Below are 20,446 nucleotides of genomic sequence, written 5' to 3'. Positions count from 1 at the left end.
AACCTAATCAGAATCCTGCCGATGTTAAAATGAGTATAGGAATAAATACTAAAATCGTCTAGAAAAGCCGTTTAAATATAACTCCTGATAGCAATTAAATAGACTTCAGTATAAATAAAGTTAAAGGGATGAATGCATTTACCCTTCGTTGCCGTTAATCTAGACGACCTACTTAATTTAAATAAAGAGCTAACCAATGAAAAATGCTTTAGTATTTTGCATCTTGCTAATATCGACCGCATCGGCACTGGCAAACGATTTAAAAAATTCCGAACATGCGAAGAAATCTTTGGAAATTTATAGAACGATTATCGGTATCCCCACGGTAGCCGGCAAAGGAAATGTGCCCAAAATGGCGGCATATTTGGCAAGTGAATTTAAAGCGGTAGGGTTTAGTAACGACGACATTCAGATTATTCCTAGCGGAGAAACGGCTTCCTTAATTGTGCGTTATCCAACAAATGGTTTAAGTGACAAGCAGCCTATTTTGTTGTTAGGTCACATGGATGTAGTAGAAGCCTTGGCAAAAGATTGGCAACGACCACCATTTGAACTGACCCAAGATGACAAAAACTTTTATGGACGGGGTAGCATTGATAATAAGTTTGGGATTGCCATGCTTTCATCAACGTTTATACGTTTAAAAAAGCAAGGGTTTGTTCCTAATAGAGAACTCTATCTGGTTTTTTCGGGTGATGAAGAAACTGGCATGGTCACAACCCGTATGTTAGCCAATGAACGTCCTGAATTAGCAACGGCTGAATTCGCATTAAATTCGGATGCCGGTGGTGGTGACTTGGATGAAAATGGTAATGCCATCGCGTATCTTGTTCAGGCTGCAGAAAAAACTTACGTGAGCTTTGAGCTGACATTGCGCAATAAAGGTGGGCACAGTTCAAGACCACGCACTGATAATGCAATTTACGAACTATCTAGCGCCTTACTAAATATCAAAGACTACCACTTTCCTGTCATGTGGAGTGATATGACCCGTAAGTTTTTTAAAGTCTCAGGGCATCAATTTGGCGGCGAATTGGGTGAGGCGATGATCGCTTTTGCTAAAGATCCTACCGATAAGCAAGCCTCTGACCGCTTACAGATAGAATCATCTTATGTAGGTACAACACGTACCACATGCGTTGCGACTATGTTAAATGCTGGACACGCTGAAAATGCCCTACCTCAATCCGCAACTGCAACTGTGAATTGTCGCGTTTTTCCAGGGGTTTCCGTAGAAAAAATTAAACAAACCTTACAAAAAGTGGTCGATAACGATGAAATTGAGATTGTCACGCTAGATGAACCGGTTGAAAGCCCCATTTCCGAGTTACGAGAAGACGTAATGTCTGCCATTGCCAAAGCCGTACATCTAAGGTATCCCAACCTAGATATCATCGCTTATATGGAATCAGGCGGCACCGATGGTAAGCATTTTCGTAAAGCTGGGATTCCAACATGGGCGATATCCAGTGCATTTATCAATCCAGACGACATGTATGCCCATGGCCTTAATGAACGGCTGCCCATCAAAGCATTTTATGATGGATTAGATCATTGGAGTATTATTCTGAAGGAATTGGCGGGCAACTAACTTAGAAAAAAACCTTGTTAGGCATTTACATTAATTAATCAAAATAAATAGGAAAAGTGATGAAATTTATTGTTTTAGCTGTGGTCATTGCAATTGCAATATTCTACTTCAATAGAAATTCAAATAATAAAAAGTTAGCAATTGAAAATACTGCTGTGGGAAAAGAATTTTTGGTTAACAACAAAACGAACCAAGATGTTGTGGAAACAGCCTCAGGGCTGCAATATCAAATATTGCAAAAAGGTAATGGTGACGAACATCCAAAAGCCAACTCAACTGTTAAAGTACACTACCACGGCATGTTAATAGATGGCAGTGTGTTTGATAGCTCAGTTGACCGAGGCGAACCTATCAGTTTTCCATTGAACCAAGTTATTCCAGGTTGGACCGAGGGTGTTCAATTGATGGTGGTTGGAGATAAGTTTAAGTTTTTCATACCTGCTGATTTAGCCTATGGTGACCGTGCTACCGGAAAAATAACACCGGGCTCTTTGCTCATTTTCGAAGTGGAACTGTTAGAAATACAATAATCATTCTGACATACATATTCACCAACTGTAGCAAATATAAAATAAGGTTTTTCAATACCTGAAAAACCTCATTATTTCTGCGTTCCTGATATCGGTAAACACTACTCACCCAATTAAAACATGCCTGTCCATGCTAATTCAATGCCTGTCCAGGATAAGCTACTCTCACCGAAATAAAACATGCCTGTCTATGCTAATTCAATGCCTGTCCACGATGAGCGTGCCTGTCCACGATGAGCTGTGTCCAGGATAATCTGACTTAGACCACGGGTTCTATCTACTGATCGTAACCAGGGCTAACTTTGTCTAATTTGCGCAAAATTCCTGGCCATGCCAAAGCACCACCAACGGAACGTGTGACTTGTTTCGCCTGAGCTTGAATACCATCTAAAATGGGATCTGGAATTTTAATCAATGGCTGTCCTGTTGCCTGTGCCTGTAGTTGAATTTCACAGGAGCGTTGCAACAAAAACATATACAAAAACGTGTCAGCTACGGTTTCACCACAAGTTAATAAACCATGATTGCGCAAAATCATAAAGTTTTTATCAGCCAAATCAGCAACTAGGCGTATTTTCTCATCGGGATTAAGGGCAACACCTTCATAATCATGATAAGCCAATGAAGACAGAGGGAATAAGGATTGCTGGCTATAAGCCTGTAGTCCACCTTCAAGGGTTGAAAGCGCAACGCCAGCAGTGGTATGCAAATGCATTACACATAAAGCGTCTTCTCTGGCCTCATGCACTGCAGAGTGAATCGTAAATCCAGCAGGATTAATATTATACGGCGAGTCCATCACTATCTTTCCTTGCAGATCAACTTTGACTAAGTTGGAAGCTGTCACCTCGTCAAACATTAAGCCATACGGATTAATTAAAAAATGGTGCTCTGGTCCAGGTACACGGGCGGAAATATGGGTAAACACCAAATCATCCCAACCATAATGGGCGACGATACGATAACACGCGGCTAAATTAACGCGCATTTGCCACTCTTGCTCACTTACTAATTCTTGAACTTTGGAATCCACTTTTACGCTCCGATATTACATTTTAATAACATTTGTACACTCTAAGGTATATTTACAGGTTAGACTGTCGTCTATTTGACAGTTTCAATGGAATAGCAATGGATAATTCAGAGATAGAGTATCTTTTCAAACACAACAATTGGCTCGATCAGTTGCCTATTGATGTCATTCAAGCATTAATTTCAGTGAGTAAAATAAAGATGCTCAGCAAAGGGCAAATATTGCATGCTAAAGGCGATAGTGCAGACGGAATTTATTGTATTCTGAAAGGAAAAATTCGAGTTAGTAACGTCAATTCACAGGGTAAGGAAATGGTTCTCACTTGGCTGGAAAGTGGGACTTGGTTTGGTGAAATATCGATGTTTGACGATTTGCCTAGAAGCCATGACGCCCATGCGGATGAAACCACCAGCTTGCTGATGATCCCCAAACTAACATTTCAGAATTTACTGCAAAATAAACCACACTTCTATCCGCATTTTATGCGTATGTTGTGTCAACGTATCAGAGTCACGTTTAATCTAATCGACGAAACTGGCGGTTTATCTTTATTGGGACAATTGGCGCGCCGAATTATATTACTGGCCAACGGACTTCATAACAGCAACCAAAATCAAAAAAGCAAACGGATCGCTATATCGCAAGAATCATTGGCACATATGATTAATAGTTCGCGGCAGACAGTAAATAAACTATTGAATGAGTTGAATCAAAAGAAAATTGTCAAAGTTGACTACGGGACAATAGAAATTATAAATATGCAGGCGTTAGAAAGACTGTGTGAAATATAATGAGCAAGGTTACACCCTGCTCATTATACAAATCATTAAGCTTCGTATTTTTTCAAAACTAATGTGGCGTTAGTACCACCAAAACCAAAACTATTCGACATAATAGTATTGAGCTTAGCTTCTCGTGGTGAAGTCACCACATCTAACCCCTCAGCGGCTGCGTCCAAATTATCAATATTAATAGATGGTGCAATGAAGTCATTTTCCATCATCAAAATACTGTAAATAGTTTCGTTAACCCCCGCTGCACCTAGCGCGTGACCAGTCATAGACTTAGTTGAGCTAATTGCTGGGCTTTTACCACCAAACACTTCTTGAATGGCTGCTAATTCCTTAACATCACCCACTGGTGTAGAGGTACCGTGAGTATTTAGATAATCAATTGGTGTATCGACATCTTGCATTGCCATTTTCATACAACGCACTGCGCCTTCACCTGAAGGGGCTACCATATCCACACCATCAGAAGTGGCACCATAGCCTACAACTTCAGCGTAAATTTTAGCGCCACGGGCCAAAGCATGTTCAAGTTCTTCAACCACGACCATACCACCACCGCCAGAGCTGACAAAACCATCGCGGTCAGCATCATAGGTGCGTGACGCGACTGACGGATTGTCATTATATTTAGATGACAATGCACCCATAGCGTCAAACTGCACGGATAAGGTCCAGTGAAGTTCTTCACCACCACCAGCAAACACAACATCTTGTTTGTTTAATTGAATCAACTCTAACGCGTTACCAATACAATGGGCACTGGTAGCACAGGCTGAAGCAATTGAGTAATTAATCCCTTTGATCTTAAATGGCGTTGCCAAGCATGCAGAAACAGTACTAGCCATCGACTTGGTAACCATATAAGGACCAACGCGCTTAACCCCTTTCTCACGCAAAATATCAGCAGCATCAACCTGACTTTTAGACGATGCGCCGCCAGAACCAGCAATAATACCAGTTCGAATGTTAGACACTTGATCTTCAGGCAAACCTGAATCTTCAACAGCTTGCTGCATTGCAATGTATGCATAAGCCGCTGCGTCACCCATGAAGCGTAACTGTTTACGATCTATGTGCTCTTTAAAATCAATATCTACCTTTCCCCAGACCTGTGAACGCAGACCCATTTCCGCGAACTCATCTGAAAAGGTGATGCCTGAACGACCTTGTTGCAAAGATTCCAGAACTTCTTGCTGGTTATTACCTATGCTAGAAACAATGCCGATACCTGTTATGACTGCTCTTCTCATTTTTCACCTTTTTTACGATTTAGTCGAAAAATTTTTCGCATATAATAATGATTTTACAGACTTAACTGGTCTGCTCTTCTGCTAAATGAAATAATGTATTCAGTAATGCTAGCATGTGAATTACTAAGTTACCTAAAAATCACTATTTTAAACACAATTAAAATTAAATTTAGTTATCTCAACAATTCAAAGATGAATTAAGGACACCCGTTGACTATCAAACCTGCCAAAATTGTATATAACTCAGATGGTACTCCCGTGGCAGAAGATTTCGACGATGTGTATTTCTCTAATCACAATGGCTTAGAAGAAAGTCGATACGTTTTTTTGAAAAACAATCAATTGCCGGAAAGTTGGACAACACACAGTCAAAGAAGTTTTGTAATTGCTGAGACTGGTTTCGGCACCGGTTTAAATTTTTTGGCCACTTGGCAGCTATTCGAACAATTTTCCCTTCATTCAGAAAAATCTGAACCTTTGTGTTTACACTTTATAAGTTGTGAAAAATTTCCAATACCCAAAGCTGATTTAATCACTGCTTTAGATAAATGGCCAGACCTAAAACAGTACGCTACGCAACTAATTGACCAATACCCGGATTTGGTTGCTGGTTGCCATCGTATGAGCTTTGCCCAAGGGAAAGTTATCCTAGACCTTTGGTTAGGAGAAGCTACCGAGGTTTTTTCAAGTATGCACAATCAACCTCAAGGTCTCGTAGACGCTTGGTTTTTAGATGGATTTGCACCGAGTAAAAATCCTCAGATGTGGAACTCTGATCTCTATCAACAAATGGCAAGGCTGAGCAAACAAGGGGCTAGCTTTGCCACTTTCACCGCTGCTGGAATTGTTAAGCGAGGTTTAGCCGAACAAGGGTTTGAAGTAAAAAAGGTCAAAGGGTTTGGGCGCAAACGGGACATGTTAGTGGGTCAGTTTAACCAGGCTGGCGTTAATCGCCGATCTAGTCGCTATTTCCAACGCCATGGTATGCAACTCACGTCAGCAAAAAAACGCTCCATTGGCATCGTGGGAGGCGGCATAGCTGCTGCGAATTTAGCCCTATCACTTATCCAAAAAGGATTTCAAGTGACAGTCATGTGTAAGGACGCTAAATTGGCCCAAGGCGCTTCAGGTAACCCCCAAGGCGGTTTTTATCCACAGCTCAACGCAGAAGCGAATATTTCCAGCCGTATTCAAGCATTATCGTTTGGTTTTGCCTGTCGTCGATACCGACAACTGCTAAACCAAGGCTACCAATACGCTCACCAATGGTGTGGAGTATTGCAAGTGGGATTTAATCCTGCGGTACTAAAGCGCCAGCAAAACCTATTGCAAAATGGCATTTGGCCAGACACTTTAATAAATTACAGTGATGAGCAAAACTCCACTCTCGTCTCCGGCCTAGACTTGCCCTACGAAGGATTATTTATTCAACAAGGGGGATGGTTAAGTCCACCAGATTTAGTCAATGCAATGTTTAAATGGGCACAAGAGCAAGGTCATTGCGACATTCTATTAGATGCAGAAGTCTCACAAATTACTAAACAAGACGAGCAATGGGTTGTAGACCTTCCTGAGAAGTATCACAGTCAGTGTAAGACATTTGATGGGTTAATTATTGCCACAGGCTCTGATATTCCACATTTTTCGTACTGTGATGCAATTCCTTTCCAGTTAGTAAGAGGACAGGTTGAAGCAATTCCAACCCAACCACCGTTGGATAATCTGCGAACAGTTTTATGCCACAAAGGTTACATGACACCTGCTTTGGATGGGTTTCATGCTTTAGGGTCCACCTATGTCAAACAAGATACTAGTCAGGTTTATAGAGAAAAAGAACAAGCTAGTAATTTAGACATGCACAAAAAAGCCTTAGCAAAAACCAGTTGGGCAGAAGGTATTTATGCACAAGAAACAGGACGGGCGGCGATTCGCTGTTCCTTACCAGATCACCTTCCAGCAGTAGGTGCAGCGTTTGAATCCAGTCAACAAGCACAGCAATTTAAGCATTTATACAAAGCGTTACCCATTGAGCATTATGAAGATGCAAAGGATTTAGGAGGATTATTTATTTTTGCAGGTTTAGGCTCAAGAGGATTAACCACCGCCCCTTTACTGTCAGAGCTATTGGCATCGCAGATTAGTAATGAACCACTCCCAATGGCTAATCAGTTGCTCGATGCGCTTAATCCAAATCGGTTTTTAATTAAAAATTTAATCAGGCGGATTTACGATTAAATTGAAAGTTTAGAGCTTATTCGCCGACTAAAACATATTCCGGCTGTAAGGATTTCACAACAAAATTGGGGATAAGTACCGAAGCACTAGAAACCACAATTTTAGAATCCATGGAGATAATTCTTGCATTCACACGAACTCCCTTTTGATTGCGAACCAAGGTACCTGACAAGATAAAATCTAGCCCTAACTGGTTGGACAATTTTCGCGCATCACGGCTAAACACCATGTCTCCGTTGGCCCCAACACCTATGTAATCGGTGGTTTTAAAATCAATTACTTGCACACCAAATCCTTGCACTTCTACAATCAACATTTCAGCCAATTGATTGCCTAGTACGCTAGTGTGTTTTAACGTATTGTCGAAGTTTACAAAAGATGCAATCCCCACTTTACTTTGGGTGTCTAATTGTCGGCCATTTCTGACCAGCTCCATAGTCAACTGCTCAGCATAGTCAGCTAGAGATTTGTGGGTGTACGCGGGTTGATACAAGGAGTTAGGGGCACGATAAATTGCCCTAGACTGCTGCTCACTTTGCAAATTTGAATCCTTCATCCGCTGCCTCGAGTCAGCACGATAAACCAATCCAGTGTCAGGATCTGGGGACATATCGACCTTTACAGCAGGTGCTTCGGGAGGAGGTTCAGGAGTCGAGAACCAGTTTGCAAATGCATTTTCAGTCGAAGCACAGCCGCTTATCAACAAGCATGTGCAAGTCAATAAAACTGGAATATTTTTAATGCACTTCACGGCTCTATTCCCCTTGGGTTAATTGCACACCATCAACCATATTGTGTTCACTTGGTAATAAAGCATCTACCACGTAAAACGGCATCAGCATTTGTGCACTTGCCACCACGGCTTTGCTTTTTAAACCAAGTATCCGTGCATTAACAATGTATCCACCTTGATGCTTAGTCAAAGTACCCGTTAGGATATATTCGATTGGAGATTGCTCTGTTAACTCTAAAAAATCTCTGCTTAGCAAAAAGTCTCCATGTTCGGTAACACGAATATATTCAGTGGCTTTGAAATCAATCACGGGAATCCGAAATTTGTGCAATTCATGCATAAAAGACTCGGTGAGTTGAAATCCTAAAAGGTTACTTCTTTGCAGGTTACTGTCGATTAGCGCAAAATTAGTCACACCAACGGGAGTTTTATCGGTTATGTACTCCATGTTAGAAATCAAATCTTGGGTCATGTTTTGCACATAATCTCCAACATGTTTTGTTACCATGCGCGCACTAGTACCGCTGCCATTACCGTAAAGCGCGTCTGCCTGTTCACTGCCATATAAATCTGGCTGTGACGAGGTTGATGACTTTGTATTGTCAGTAGATTGCATAGCAGGATCAGCAACAATATTGACTACCTGCATTTGCGGTGTCATTTCCGTTTTAGAGTTATTCTCAGGCTTTTGTGAGTCTGACTCTCCAAATAAAGAAAAGCTTGAACAACCTGACACAAGTAAGGTGGCAGTGAATAATAATATTAGTCTAGTCACTTAAGACTCCTTTATTTAAGAACCTGTGCGATAAATCATGCCACCTCTCATGGTGACTTTTTCTCTTTGCCAAAACAGTTCTGCAGGAAAAAATTTAGTTGCCGAAGCCACAACATCTTTAGTTTCCACGTGAATAATTCTCGCATTCACGATAGCCCCTTCTTGCTGTTCGGTAATAGTACCGGCAATATAAAAGTCTACATTTTGCAATGGCGCCAATCGAGAAACGTCACGACTTAAGGCGTATTCTGCTTCTTTCGTTACTAATATATCGTTTGTAATCTTATAGTCTTGAGTAATAAATCCACGACGACTCGCTTCAGTGACCATTCCTTCCGATAATTGATGCCCTAAAAGCATCAACGGATGCTGATAAGTTTTATCAAATTGCAGATTGGTCACAGGCACAAAGCTCACCACAGCATAGCGATAATCGCGATTGGCGGTCACACCTGCAAACAATTCATTGGCGAGTATTGACGTGTGATATTCAATGTTGCCAAGTGCCGGTAAAGATTCTTCATATTGCATTTTTGGCTGATTTTCAGAATCCGACATAGAAGAACAGCCTGTCAAACACAAAGCTAGAATCGTCCATACACAGCCATGCAGTTTTTGTTTTTTTAGAATCTTCACACTCTACTCTCTTGGTCTTGGGCATTCAGCCATCAATTATCTCAACAATAGATGATGAGATATTTTTCATCATCCATTGTTAACATGCGCAAAGACATGCTGGTTAATAGGCTCAAAAGCAAATATTAAGCCATTTCATAAATGGCCGTGTATCACACTCAATTCAGCTATATATGATGTATGTTTGGTAAGATAATCTAAAAAAACGGCAATGAATCACCTTTTAGCGGCAAAGTTTAGGCGAAATCGAAGGTGGTTAACCAAGAATTTGATGAGTATTAAGCGCTTTTCAAGATGGACTGCCACAACATCAACACTTTTTGCTGATCCTCTGGTTCCAGCTCCTTTTGCTCAAAGGCACTGTTTAAGTTTTCAGATAACAAGGTATCTAAGGTTTCGATATTGGCTTGCTCACTGCTTAGCGCTTGACTGACAACGAGTGAAAAGTGGCCATGCAAATAACCAGCAATAAAAAGTTCGTCATCGGTGCCTGTTTCCACCACTCCATCTAACTGAGATTCGGCTTGTTGAATAAAATTTTCTAATTGCTGGTGCGACACTACGATAACTTCCTATTGATAATGATAAATATTGTAATTTTTAAGTTTCTGCAATTGGATATAAAACCTGGTCACGATAACCGGTTATCACCGGAATTAACCCTGATAACTGGGCATCCAACTTAGTATCCCCTGAGTCACTAATTAATGGCCGACCTTGCAAAGATTGCAGTTTAGTCTTAGTGGCGACTATATTGATATTTTGACGTCCGATAGTATTGACTACTTGCGGACTAAGTTGTTGATTTCCTCGTCCAAAGATATGTCCTTGACCACCGATTAATGTGATCACCAGTTTGCTGGGTTTATCCTTAATGAATTCTAAAATATCTTGTTCAGTTGCATCTTGATGGACTAATTGCTGGTCGATCACTATATCAACGCCCAACAGAGTGTTTTCCAGTCCTAACTCATGCATGATGGCGGCTACTGTTGACCCCGACCCCATCACGAATACAGTCTCGGGCAAATCTTGCATCAAATCTATAATCTGCGCGGCAATATCAGTTAACACTAACTCTTCTGATTCCTTGCCGCCCATTTTAACAGCTTGAACATAACGCAACTCAGTGGGGACTCGCATTTCGCCATAATATCGTGCACTCACTCGGCCTTGGCGAAACTGCTCCTCGTCGATATCTTTCACTTCAGCTTCACTCAAACTGACGATTTCCCCTTGAATCAACATATTCACAACCCGACCGGCAGATTTAGGTGTGATGGCGTAAACACCAGAATGAATTTTACAGCCTGCGGGCACGCCTAACACTGCGACGTTATCAGCGACAGTGTCATAAATATTACGGGCAGTTCCATCGCCTCCAGCGAACAGTATTAGATCCACATTAACATCGAGCAAACAAGCGGCGGCCTGTTGGCTATCAAACGCCTCTGTTTGAGAGGTTTCTGGTGTATATATTACTTGGGTGTTAAACCCCATTGAACGGCTTAGGTCTTCGCCCATTTCTCCTGCTGCCGTGTAGATAGTCAGATTTTCTTTGTGCGCTAATAATTCTTCCAGTGCTAACTTTGTTTTTGCATTGGCACGTTTTTCAGCCCCCATTGCCAGAGCTTTTGCTCGGATTTCGGGGCCATCACTGCCTTTTAACGCCAGCGCGCCACCGATTCCCGCATAAGGATTGATAACCAGACCTAATTTAAAATGTCTCATGCGCTTAATCTATTTGAGTGGCAATGAGAAACAATAATGGATTGCAAAGAAACCTGATAAAACGAACACAGCGCCTCAATCATCACAAGCGCCCTTGGTGGAAAACCATGTTGCTGATAGTACTCTAGTTGTAGACGCACTTTTTGTTGAAATGCAGCTCTGTCAGGCTGAACACCATTTAAATTGTCCGTACTGACCTGGAAGGGGAAATTCGCGGCTAAGCTGAACGCCCACTCAATTGCTTGAGGTTTTATTTCAACTTGTTCGAATGCTAGTTGCTGCTGTTCGTCACGACCATCTGGACAGTACCAATAGCCATAATCTTCTAGTAGTCGCCTTTGCTTACCCGCAATGCACCAGTGGGCTATTTCATGCAAACCACTGGCAAAAAAACCATTGGCAAAAACTACCTGATGATAGTCAACCCGTTCGTTGGCGGGCAAATAAATCGGCTCACTTTCCCCTTTAATTAACCGCGTATTCTCGCTTTTTTCGAAGCACTGATTAAATATGTCAATTAAGTCACGATAGTGATGCACAAATTATCCGAAACAAGGTTGCAATTTAGAGGGCTATTGTAACCAATTGCAACTGGGTAACTCAACCACCATCAACGCTTGTCTTCAATTGATGTATTTAGTTATTGTTATAAAAGCTGGTTTAAGACAAGCTAGCACTTAAGGTTAATAACTTAACAGGAATGAATATGAATATACTTCGCATGAAAATTTTCGCGCTAAGCACAATCGTTTTATTCTTTTCATTGATTTTCAGTGGACGGGTTTCTGCTATCGATGTAGTCGCCACCGCCACTCCTCCGATCATTGATGGCGAAAACAATGAAGCTCAATGGCAAAAAGCGAAATGGTTGCCAATTGACCAAGTCATTATGGGCGGTCCGTTAAGTAAACAAGACTTCCAAGGTCAGTACCGATTGCTGTGGGACGCCAACAAGCTTTATTTACAAGTTGAAATCGTCGACGACCGCTTAGTCGATTTTAATGCCGATCCCTTGGATAAATATTGGGATGACGATACCTTAGAAATATTTTTGGACGAAGACGCATCAGGCGGTAATCATCAGTATTCTTATAACGCGTTTGCTTACCACATCGCTTTAGATAACCAAGTTGTTGATATAACGCCAGAGCGTACTTTTGCGCTGTTCAATGATCACATAGAGAGTCGCTGGAAAAGAGACGTCAATGCACCTCATAAAATTATTTGGGAAGCGGCAATTTCGCTCTATGCAGATGATTTTGATCCAACCAAGTCTAACTCTCCTGTGAGTTTAACTGCCGGTAAAAAGGTCGGCTTCATGCTGGCCTACTGCGATAACGACAACAGTGAAGTTCGCGAGCACTTCATTGGCTCAAAAGATGTTGAAGCAGTAAATGGCGACAAAAACCGGGGTTGGATAGATGCCAGCGTGTTTGATACTTTAATTTTGAGTGAATAAGAAAGTTATGAGTTTAATTTTGGATAATATTATCCAACACCTTCACCATGCCAACGATATGCATGAGCATACCATTGAGGCTAATCTGACTGAGCCGTTACGGGAGTTGCAACATTGGCAAACCAAACGGCTTTTAGCTACCCATCACGATTTATGGGAAAGCAAACGTTTTCGTCCCGCAATGAGTTTCTTCATTGATGAATTATACGGGCCGCAGGACTTCAGCCAACGGGATCAAGAGTTAGCCAGAGTCGTACCCAAAATGGCCAAGATAATCCCCAAACAAGCTTTAGAATCTTTAGAGGCTGCCCTACGCTTGAATAGTTTATCCTTGGAATTGGATATAGCCCTAACAGAACAATTATCGACAACGCCTGTTTCTCGAGAAAGTTATGCCCAAGCCTACTTAAAATGTGACAATGAAGCTATGCGTGAAGAGCAAATAGTGCTACTTGAAAGGTTAGGCGTGGATTTAGCCGACGTGGTCAAAATTAAAGGTATTTCAACCTTATTAATGTTGTCGCGTAAGCCTGCCAAAATGGCTGGTGTGGAAAGTCTTCATACATTTCTTGAGTCCGGATTTAAATCCTTCAAAAAACTCGGTAATGTGGATGAGTTTATTCAACCAATTATTACTCGAGAGCGGGCTTTAAAAAATGCGCTTTTTGCCCAACAACGTCCCAATCCCCTGCCCGATGTTGAGGTGTAATCATGTCACACGAGTCGATGATAGATAAAATTGAGACGCAAAAAACGGCGAACAATCAAACTGCTTATCAAGATAACGTCCAATGGCAGTTACCTTCTCCACACATTATGAAATGGATTATTGCCCCCGAGCAAATCGACCACTATAACCATGTAAATAATGTTGCCTATGTTTCGCAATTGGAGCGAGTATCTTGGTCACACTCGATGTCTTTAGGTTTGGATATTGGCATATATCAGCAATTAGACAGAGGTATGGCAATTAGTAAACATGTGATTGAATACCATGCTGCGGCCTTATTAGGTGATCATTTGCTGTGTGCAACTTGGGTAACAAAGTGTGATGGAAAATTAAAACTTTCTCGTCGATTTCAGTTTATTCGTGAATCGGATGGGGTCACTGTATTGACGGCTCAAACGGACTTCGTGTGCATCGCTTTATCGTCAGGAAAACCCAAACGTATGCCCATTGAATTTAGCGAGACATATGGCAACGTATGTTTATCCAGTGAATAAATTGTATTTAAGGGCCACTGAGCAATGAGCAAATATTGGGCTATTTTTGGTTTGTTATGCTTAGGGATTTCGGTGTCTTTGAATGTGTTTTTCTGGCATCAATTAACATCAGCGGAATCCACTGCCAACACGAATAATAGACCACAAAAGCAACAACCGTTTAGCGCCAATAACGGCAATGCAAGCAGCGATCCTTTGCTTGTTTCCGGTAGTGGAACTGCGGAACAACAACCCCTTGATCAAACAATCAATACGAACAAAAACAGTCAATATCAAAAAGCCATCTATTGGATTAAGCAGCAACTGGCCGCTGGCGAATTGGTAGATGCTAAAGAGGCGATACAAGCTTATTTGCGCAATCAACCACAAAATATTGATTACTTATTGCTAGAAGGACAACTGATTGCCAAAACGGCCTCCACGAGCGAAGTATTGGCCCACTATTATGGGTTGCTAGACTTGCCCTTAGAAACTGAGCAAAAAGCCCAAGTACTTGCACTGATTACCGATCTGACCAACACTAATATTAATAAACTCAAAGGCATTCGTTCTTGGGATGTACTGGCTACATTTCTTGAGCCGCTGTGGCAATTTGACCCAACTCGACGCTCCATTATTGTCGCACTTGCTGAAGCCTATGCTTATCAAAATCAGGAATTTCTGATGGAAAATGTGTTGGCATCTTTACAACAAGGTGATTTAGATGCTGCGCGAATACGGCAAATCTTAGGACAACAAACGACCGTCATCAATCACTCAGATCCTATTCAAGAGAAGGATCCACTGGCTGAAGACTATGAACGTAATATTAAATTGCGTTCTTTGGGTGATCATTACACTACCCCAATAATGATTGGCAGAAGCACCCACGAATTAATGCTGGATACAGGCGCAACAACAACGGTACTGACCTCGGAAGCATTCGATAAAATCTCCAGAAGGACGAGTTGGGAATATGTAGGAACCTATAAAATAAATACCGCTGGCGGTCTTTTTGATGCGCCAGTTTATCAAATCAAGCAAGTATTTTTTGCCGGTTTTCGACTGGATAATGTCGCGGTCGTGGTGTTACCTATGCCAGAATTCAGCTACGCTGACGGTCTTCTTGGTATGAACATTCTACGCCAATTCGACTTTAAGATTGACCAACAAAATGATCTATTGCTTTTAAACAGAACCAGTTCTTAGTTCAGGTTAAAAGGTAATATCTATTTCAGGTTGCTGTTGCTCTAATTCGAAATGTTCAATTTTGTTTTGAATTGCAAAATTTCGCAGGGTGAGTGTTATTCCCTGCCCCTTCATATTGCCACTAGATGGCTGAAAGGAACACAAGCTCAATAACTCTTCAAACTCATTAAGTGGCCAAAAGTAGCACTGTCTAAATCCAGTTAACAACAGTGCGTGCCCTGTATCTGTTTCCACGAAATGGGTTTTAGGGGTGACTTGCAAGTACTTGAAATACCCTTTGATTAAATCTGCGATTTCGGCTTTATGGGGTAACTTTGCAACAAAGGCGCTTAACTTGACTTTATCTCCCTTGTCCTGGGTCATCTCTTGTACTTGCTTAAAACTCATAGGTTGACCGTATTTTATAATCGCTTGATCTACGGTTTTATTGTAAACCGGCAAAATATCGAGATAGCGACTGGCAATCCGATAGGTCAGAGATACCTGATTCACAAAACCAAGATCTTTATCAAATAGTAACGATAGTGTTTGCAGAAGCTCGGATTCTAAATACGCTTGCCTAAAAATAATGTCTACTTTTTCACTGCGATTTCCACCAGAGATATATTGTACTTCGCCATTTTTGTTAATCAGATTAAGAGCTTGGCCCAATACATTATCGCCAATTCTGACATCACGAATATCCATTTGCGAATGGACATTGAGATTAAGATTACTGTCAAAACGAGTTAAGCTGGACAGATTTTTATCATCTTGAGCAAAGACGTTTGAAACTAAAAGTGTACAGGCTATACAGATACTTCTAAGCATAATTAAACTTCACACTCTGGCTTGGTTGTAAAAATCAGTGATTTTAAATTTGTAAATAGAGTATATACCCAAGTGAGGTCAAAATGCAGGTTTGTGTGCAGGCGGTTACTTGTGCGCAGTTAACTCAAGAATGTGATTGGCTGAAGAATTGAAATCAGTACGACATTTTTCTAGCACTAATTGCCAACAAGAAAAAAGCCGCTAGTAAGGCTGTAATGGCAGAGAAAATAAAGGCGTTGTAAGAACCAGCCCCTTGTTGCCACAAGTATCCAGATACGTAATTGCCCGCTGCCCCACCAAACCCGAATGCGATGCTGATATACAGCGCCTGTCCACGACTTTGGTAAGCCTGTCCAAAATAGTCGTGGATGAATTTTATTGAAGCCGCATGATGCATACCAAAACTAAATGCATGTATGATTTGACTTGAAATAAGTATCCACAGGTATTCTGCTGCAACGGCTAACACATACCAACGAACAGCAGTTAGCCCAATACTGATAAATAAAATCCATTTAAGTCCAAATATTTTAATTAATTTTCCGGCCAGCAAAAAGATTACTATTTCTGCAGCAACAGCCAAAGCCAACAATAGGCCGGTGGTTTGGCCGCTGTAGCCTAAATCACGAGTATATAATGCAAAAAATCCGTAATAGGTTGCAAAACTAACTTGTAAAAAAATCGCACTGAGCATAAATAATATAAAAGGTATGGTGCTCGCTTTACGCCATATACTGCCTTGCGCAGGCGCACTTTTAACTGAACTGCGACCTTCGTAAATAAACAAAGTAGAAAAAAATAAACACAACAAAACCGCTGCGCTTACATAAATAGGTGCTTCTGATGAGCTAATGTCAATGGCTTTACCGGTAATGATGGTTAAGATGATAAAACCAACGCTTCCCCACAACCGAATACGACTGTAACGACTTGGATCACTGGCTACGCAATTAAGTGTTAATACTTCAAGCTGAGGCAAAACCGCAGTCCAAAACATCATCATTAAAGCAAATGCTAAAGTTAATCCCCAAAAACCATCCAGCCAAAACACCAGACAAAATGTTGCAACCGTGAGTAAACTACCTAAGCGTAAGATAGCTAGGCCTTTGCCTGATTTATCGGCCATCGAAGCCCAGAGATTGGGGCCTAGAATACGAGCAATTGTGATAAGCGCGAACAATTCGCCAATTTGTTGCGAACTGAAGCCTCGGCCATCCAAAAAAACACCCAAGTAAGGCACCAGAACACCCAACTGCCCAAAGTAGAGAAGATAGGTAATCGCCAACAAGATTAAATTTATTTTAGAATTTGCTTGCTTAACAGAGGAACTGGCTCCGGGCAATGGTGTTACGCCTGCCCGGGAATGATAGGAGTGATAGAACTGACATCTGCATTTTGTCCACGGTGCCGCAGTAAATGATCCATTAAAACAATGGCCATCATAGCTTCAGCGATAGGCACAGCGCGGATTCCTACGCAGGGATCGTGTCGACCTCTGGTGATAATTTCCGCCGCTTCTCCGTGAATATCTACCGAATCGCCAGGAACGCTGATGCTAGATGTGGGTTTTAGCGCTAAATGCACTATCACATCTTGACCAGACGAAATGCCACCCAATATGCCACCAGCACGATTGGATTTAAACCCTTGCGGGGTGATCTCATCGCGATGCTCACTTCCCTTTTGCTCTACTACATCAAAGCCATCGCCAACCTCAACGCCTTTTACTGCATTGATGCCCATCATAGCCGACGCCAAATCCGCATCTAAACGATCAAATATTGGCTCACCTAATCCAACCGGCATATTTTTCGCGACAACTGAGACCTTAGCGCCAATGGAATCACCCTGTTTGATTAGATCTCGCATATATTCGTCGAGCGCATCCAACTTTGAGGCATCTGGACAGAAAAACGCATTAGTATTGGTCACGCTTTGATCAACACTATCAATTTTTATTGGCCCTAATTGTGACAAATAGCCATGTATTTCTATGCCATGCATTTGCTTCAGGTACTTCTTAGCAATACCGCCCGCGGCCACACGAATAGCTGTTTCACGAGCAGAAGAACGGCCACCGCCTCGATAGTCACGTAACCCATACTTTTGCTGGTAAGTATAGTCAGCATGTCCAGGACGAAAGGTATCTTTAATTTTTGAGTAGTCTTGACTACGCTGATTTGTATTATTGATTAATAAACCAATACTCGTGCCCGTAGTTTTACCTTCAAATACACCGGACAAAATTTGCACTTCGTCGCCTTCTCGTCTTGCCGTGGTGTAGCGCGATGTGCCGGGTTTGCGACGATCCAAATCTATTTGTAAATCTTCTTCGCTAATTTCAAGGTTAGGTGGGCAACCATCCACTACTCCACCGATCGCGATACCGTGACTTTCACCGAATGTGGTTACGGTAAACAGCTTACCAAATGTATTTCCAGCCATATTTATTTCAATTCCTAACGTTAACTATGTGTAGCCCAATATGCTTTAAGCTTAGCTTGGTTAATAGCGAACACGCCACTTCCGCCGTGTTCAAATTCGACCCATTGAATATCTAAATCCGGGTACTTATGGTTCATATGCACTTCACTATTACCCACTTCCACGAACAACCAACCATTGGGATTTAAATGCTCTACTGCTTGACGGAGTATGTGATCAACCAACTCTAATCCATCATCACCGGCGGCTAAGCCAAGTTCTGGTTCGTGCTGAAATTCATCTGGCAAATCAGCCATATCTTCGGCATCGACGTATGGCGGATTACTAACAATCAAATCGTATTTTTGGCCTTGCAGTGCATTCATTAAATCTGACTTAATTGGAAAAACTTGTTCATTCAGAGCATGCTCTTGAATATTAATCTCGGCAACTTCCAACGCATCATCACTGATATCAACGGCGTCTACTTGCGCTTCTGAAAATTCATAAGCCAATGCAATCGCAATACATGCACTGCCTGTGCATAAATCAAGAATATGTTGTGGTTCAGTCTTTAACCACGTAGAAAAGTGTTGATTAATCAATTCAGCGAAAGGAGAACGGGGTACTAACACACGCTCATCCACATAAAAGGGCAATCCGCAGAACCAAGCTTGATTGGTCAAATAGGCTACAGGCACTTTTTCAGTAATACGCCTTTTTACCAATGCCAAAATCTGATTCTTTTCAGCCGTTGTCAGCGTTGATTGCAGCAACATGCGTATATCTTCTTCGGGCATATTTTGCGGTAAATGTAACACTTGAAGAGCAAGGGTAAGTGCTTCGCTCCAGGCATTATCAGTACCATGGCCAAAATATAAATCTGCTTGATTAAATTGGCTCATGGACCATCTTACTATATCCAAAATGGAGGTAAGTTCAGTTGCCGTGCTTTCCAAATCAATGGAGTCAATTGATGTCATATAAAATGGTCTTATTTAAGATGTTTAGTGCCAGTCAGTATTTTGCTATGCTTCAAACAAAATTGCCTGTCGAATTACGCATAAACCATAACAAAATATGAAAAAGCAGCCCAACAACCCACTTAAAACGTTATCTGTAGCATCGGTTAAACCAGTCGAGCCAGATGACCATTCACTGTTTAGAGGTGAATTTAAGGATGTTGCGCCAATTAAGCAGGACAAAATAACGCCTCCGCGTCCTTCCAGCAAGCAGATTTCGCATTTACAGCTTAAAAAGCAGCAAGAAAACCGCGAAACGAAACAAGCAATGGCGTCATTTCATTTTTCAGATGGGTTTGAAGCCTACTTTTCTGAGCAAGGACCACTGAAATATATAAAACCGGGAAAACCGAGTTATGAAGTAAAACGACTGCGACGGGGAGAATACCCACCGGATTTAATTTTGGATTTACACGGACTTACCAGAGAAAATGCAAAATTGGAGATAGCGGCATTAATTGTTGCGGCCAAGAAACAAAATGCGCACTGTGTTTGCATTGTTCATGGTCTTGGCTCACTGATTTTAAAAAACGCCGTGCCCAATTGGCTGGTTCAACATCCCGATGTCGAAGGTTTTCACCAAGCACCATTAGAATGGGGTGGCAAAGGCGCACTTTTAGTCTTAATCGAGCAACCTGAGTCGTTTAAAGATTTATACTGACTCGGCAAACAAACTTGAACCTCTGTTACTTTAGCTCAAAAAGCCGTGTTTTATAAATCCTGATTAGTATTGTGTAAAAACAAGTAAGTGTAATAAACACAAATTCCAACCACTACAGATAAACCTAATAGTGAGCCCCAAACGACAGGATCTTTTATTAATAATTCAAACATGTCTTTTTCCTCATAGCGATGTAATTTGATTAACTAATTTATGAGCTAAGTATAAGATCGAAGGAAAAAGTCGAACTGATCTGGATCAACAAATTAACCCATAATTTGGGAGCCTTTACATGAAGTGTCTGCAAAAAGCATCACTCAGAACTTTCAAAAACCAAAGACATTCCATAAACC

General features: G+C 41.4%; 21 protein-coding genes. 9 read left to right on the top strand and 12 right to left on the bottom strand.

The features are described from left to right. Positions 1 to 196 precede the first annotated feature (196 nt). Both VUI23_RS06520 and VUI23_RS06515 read left to right on the top strand, forming a co-directional pair. Positions 197 to 1,591 carry a M20/M25/M40 family metallo-hydrolase gene (locus tag VUI23_RS06520; protein ID WP_303500247.1) on the top strand — a complete coding sequence of 465 codons (1,395 nt, stop codon included), beginning with the start codon at positions 197 to 199 and terminating at the stop codon, positions 1,589 to 1,591. Positions 1,592 to 1,650: 59 nt separating this feature from the next. Continuing rightward, positions 1,651 to 2,121, top strand: coding sequence for an FKBP-type peptidyl-prolyl cis-trans isomerase (locus VUI23_RS06515; protein ID WP_342807390.1), 471 nt, complete (start codon positions 1,651 to 1,653; stop codon positions 2,119 to 2,121). A 277-nt stretch (positions 2,122 to 2,398) separates the two neighbouring features. Here the strand turns inward: VUI23_RS06515 and VUI23_RS06510 are convergent, their stop codons facing one another. After that, complete coding sequence (locus tag VUI23_RS06510; RefSeq protein ID WP_342807388.1) at positions 2,399 to 3,154, bottom strand: class II aldolase/adducin family protein; 756 nt, start codon at positions 3,152 to 3,154, stop codon at positions 2,399 to 2,401. Positions 3,155 to 3,252: 98 nt separating this feature from the next. On the opposite strand from VUI23_RS06510, the gene VUI23_RS06505 reads away from it, so the two are divergent. Next, a complete protein-coding gene (locus VUI23_RS06505) occupies positions 3,253 to 3,945 on the top strand; it encodes a Crp/Fnr family transcriptional regulator (RefSeq protein ID WP_342807386.1) in 693 nt (230 codons plus the stop codon). Between the two features lie 35 nt (positions 3,946 to 3,980). Here VUI23_RS06505 and fabB read toward each other — a convergent pair whose 3' ends face one another. Beyond that, positions 3,981 to 5,195, bottom strand: coding sequence for a beta-ketoacyl-ACP synthase I (fabB, locus tag VUI23_RS06500; RefSeq protein ID WP_216050212.1), 1,215 nt, complete (start codon positions 5,193 to 5,195; stop codon positions 3,981 to 3,983). 210 nt (positions 5,196 to 5,405) lie between these two features. Here fabB and mnmC point away from each other — a divergent pair, with 210 nt between their 5' ends. Beyond that, on the top strand, positions 5,406 to 7,430 hold the full coding sequence (mnmC, locus tag VUI23_RS06495; RefSeq protein ID WP_342807384.1) for a bifunctional tRNA (5-methylaminomethyl-2-thiouridine)(34)-methyltransferase MnmD/FAD-dependent 5-carboxymethylaminomethyl-2-thiouridine(34) oxidoreductase MnmC: 2,025 nt from the start codon (positions 5,406 to 5,408) through the stop codon (positions 7,428 to 7,430). 16 nt (positions 7,431 to 7,446) lie between these two features. Here mnmC and VUI23_RS06490 read toward each other — a convergent pair whose 3' ends face one another. The 6 genes from VUI23_RS06490 to VUI23_RS06465 form a co-directional block, all read right to left on the bottom strand. Next, a complete protein-coding gene (locus tag VUI23_RS06490; RefSeq protein WP_303501151.1) occupies positions 7,447 to 8,181 on the bottom strand; it encodes a FlgO family outer membrane protein in 735 nt (244 codons plus the stop codon). A gap of 4 nt (positions 8,182 to 8,185) precedes the next feature. Continuing rightward, the gene (locus VUI23_RS06485; RefSeq protein ID WP_342807382.1) at positions 8,186 to 8,938 is read right to left on the bottom strand and encodes a FlgO family outer membrane protein; all 753 of its coding nucleotides are present in this window, start codon (positions 8,936 to 8,938) and stop codon (positions 8,186 to 8,188) included. A gap of 15 nt (positions 8,939 to 8,953) precedes the next feature. After that, complete coding sequence (locus VUI23_RS06480; protein WP_216050209.1) at positions 8,954 to 9,574, bottom strand: FlgO family outer membrane protein; 621 nt, start codon at positions 9,572 to 9,574, stop codon at positions 8,954 to 8,956. Positions 9,575 to 9,852: 278 nt separating this feature from the next. Beyond that, complete coding sequence (locus VUI23_RS06475) at positions 9,853 to 10,134, bottom strand: YfcL family protein (protein WP_216050208.1); 282 nt, start codon at positions 10,132 to 10,134, stop codon at positions 9,853 to 9,855. Positions 10,135 to 10,174: 40 nt separating this feature from the next. Beyond that, a complete protein-coding gene (locus tag VUI23_RS06470) occupies positions 10,175 to 11,305 on the bottom strand; it encodes an ATP-NAD kinase family protein (protein ID WP_342807380.1) in 1,131 nt (376 codons plus the stop codon). Further along, entirely contained in the window at positions 11,302 to 11,844 is a 543-nt protein-coding gene (locus tag VUI23_RS06465; RefSeq protein WP_342807378.1) for an elongation factor P hydroxylase, read from the bottom strand. The genes VUI23_RS06470 and VUI23_RS06465 overlap by 4 nt, the downstream gene beginning before the upstream one ends. 167 nt (positions 11,845 to 12,011) lie before the next feature. Here VUI23_RS06465 and VUI23_RS06460 point away from each other — a divergent pair, with 167 nt between their 5' ends. From VUI23_RS06460 to VUI23_RS06445, 4 genes are all read left to right on the top strand, one after another. Continuing rightward, a complete protein-coding gene (locus VUI23_RS06460) occupies positions 12,012 to 12,764 on the top strand; it encodes a CBM9 family sugar-binding protein (protein ID WP_252729375.1) in 753 nt (250 codons plus the stop codon). Positions 12,765 to 12,771: 7 nt separating this feature from the next. Beyond that, complete coding sequence (locus tag VUI23_RS06455; RefSeq protein ID WP_216050205.1) at positions 12,772 to 13,473, top strand: hypothetical protein; 702 nt, start codon at positions 12,772 to 12,774, stop codon at positions 13,471 to 13,473. Positions 13,474 to 13,580: 107 nt separating this feature from the next. Beyond that, positions 13,581 to 13,988: an acyl-CoA thioesterase gene (locus VUI23_RS06450; RefSeq protein ID WP_252729404.1), complete on the top strand. Its 408-nt coding sequence runs from the start codon at positions 13,581 to 13,583 to the stop codon at positions 13,986 to 13,988. A gap of 24 nt (positions 13,989 to 14,012) precedes the next feature. Beyond that, positions 14,013 to 15,176: a retropepsin-like aspartic protease gene (locus VUI23_RS06445; RefSeq protein ID WP_342807376.1), complete on the top strand. Its 1,164-nt coding sequence runs from the start codon at positions 14,013 to 14,015 to the stop codon at positions 15,174 to 15,176. Between the two features lie 6 nt (positions 15,177 to 15,182). Here the strand turns inward: VUI23_RS06445 and VUI23_RS06440 are convergent, their stop codons facing one another. The 4 genes from VUI23_RS06440 to prmB form a co-directional block, all read right to left on the bottom strand. Next, positions 15,183 to 15,986: a hypothetical protein gene (locus tag VUI23_RS06440; RefSeq protein WP_342807374.1), complete on the bottom strand. Its 804-nt coding sequence runs from the start codon at positions 15,984 to 15,986 to the stop codon at positions 15,183 to 15,185. A 154-nt stretch (positions 15,987 to 16,140) separates the two neighbouring features. Further along, positions 16,141 to 17,274 carry an MFS transporter gene (locus VUI23_RS06435; protein ID WP_216050431.1) on the bottom strand — a complete coding sequence of 378 codons (1,134 nt, stop codon included), beginning with the start codon at positions 17,272 to 17,274 and terminating at the stop codon, positions 16,141 to 16,143. Between the two features lie 59 nt (positions 17,275 to 17,333). After that, entirely contained in the window at positions 17,334 to 18,431 is a 1,098-nt protein-coding gene (gene aroC / locus VUI23_RS06430; RefSeq protein WP_216050202.1) for a chorismate synthase, read from the bottom strand. Positions 18,432 to 18,451: 20 nt separating this feature from the next. Beyond that, positions 18,452 to 19,393, bottom strand: coding sequence for a 50S ribosomal protein L3 N(5)-glutamine methyltransferase (gene prmB / locus VUI23_RS06425; RefSeq protein ID WP_342807372.1), 942 nt, complete (start codon positions 19,391 to 19,393; stop codon positions 18,452 to 18,454). Positions 19,394 to 19,490: 97 nt separating this feature from the next. Between prmB and smrB the strand changes: the two genes are divergently transcribed. After that, positions 19,491 to 20,093, top strand: coding sequence for an endonuclease SmrB (gene smrB, locus VUI23_RS06420; protein WP_216050200.1), 603 nt, complete (start codon positions 19,491 to 19,493; stop codon positions 20,091 to 20,093). Positions 20,094 to 20,446: the final 353 nt, after the last annotated feature.

The organism is Alteromonas sp. M12, from assembly GCF_037478005.1.
In the GTDB taxonomy this organism is placed as follows: Bacteria; Pseudomonadota; Gammaproteobacteria; order Enterobacterales; family Alteromonadaceae; genus Aliiglaciecola; species Aliiglaciecola lipolytica_A.
This window is presented reverse-complemented; position numbering and strand designations above follow the sequence as displayed.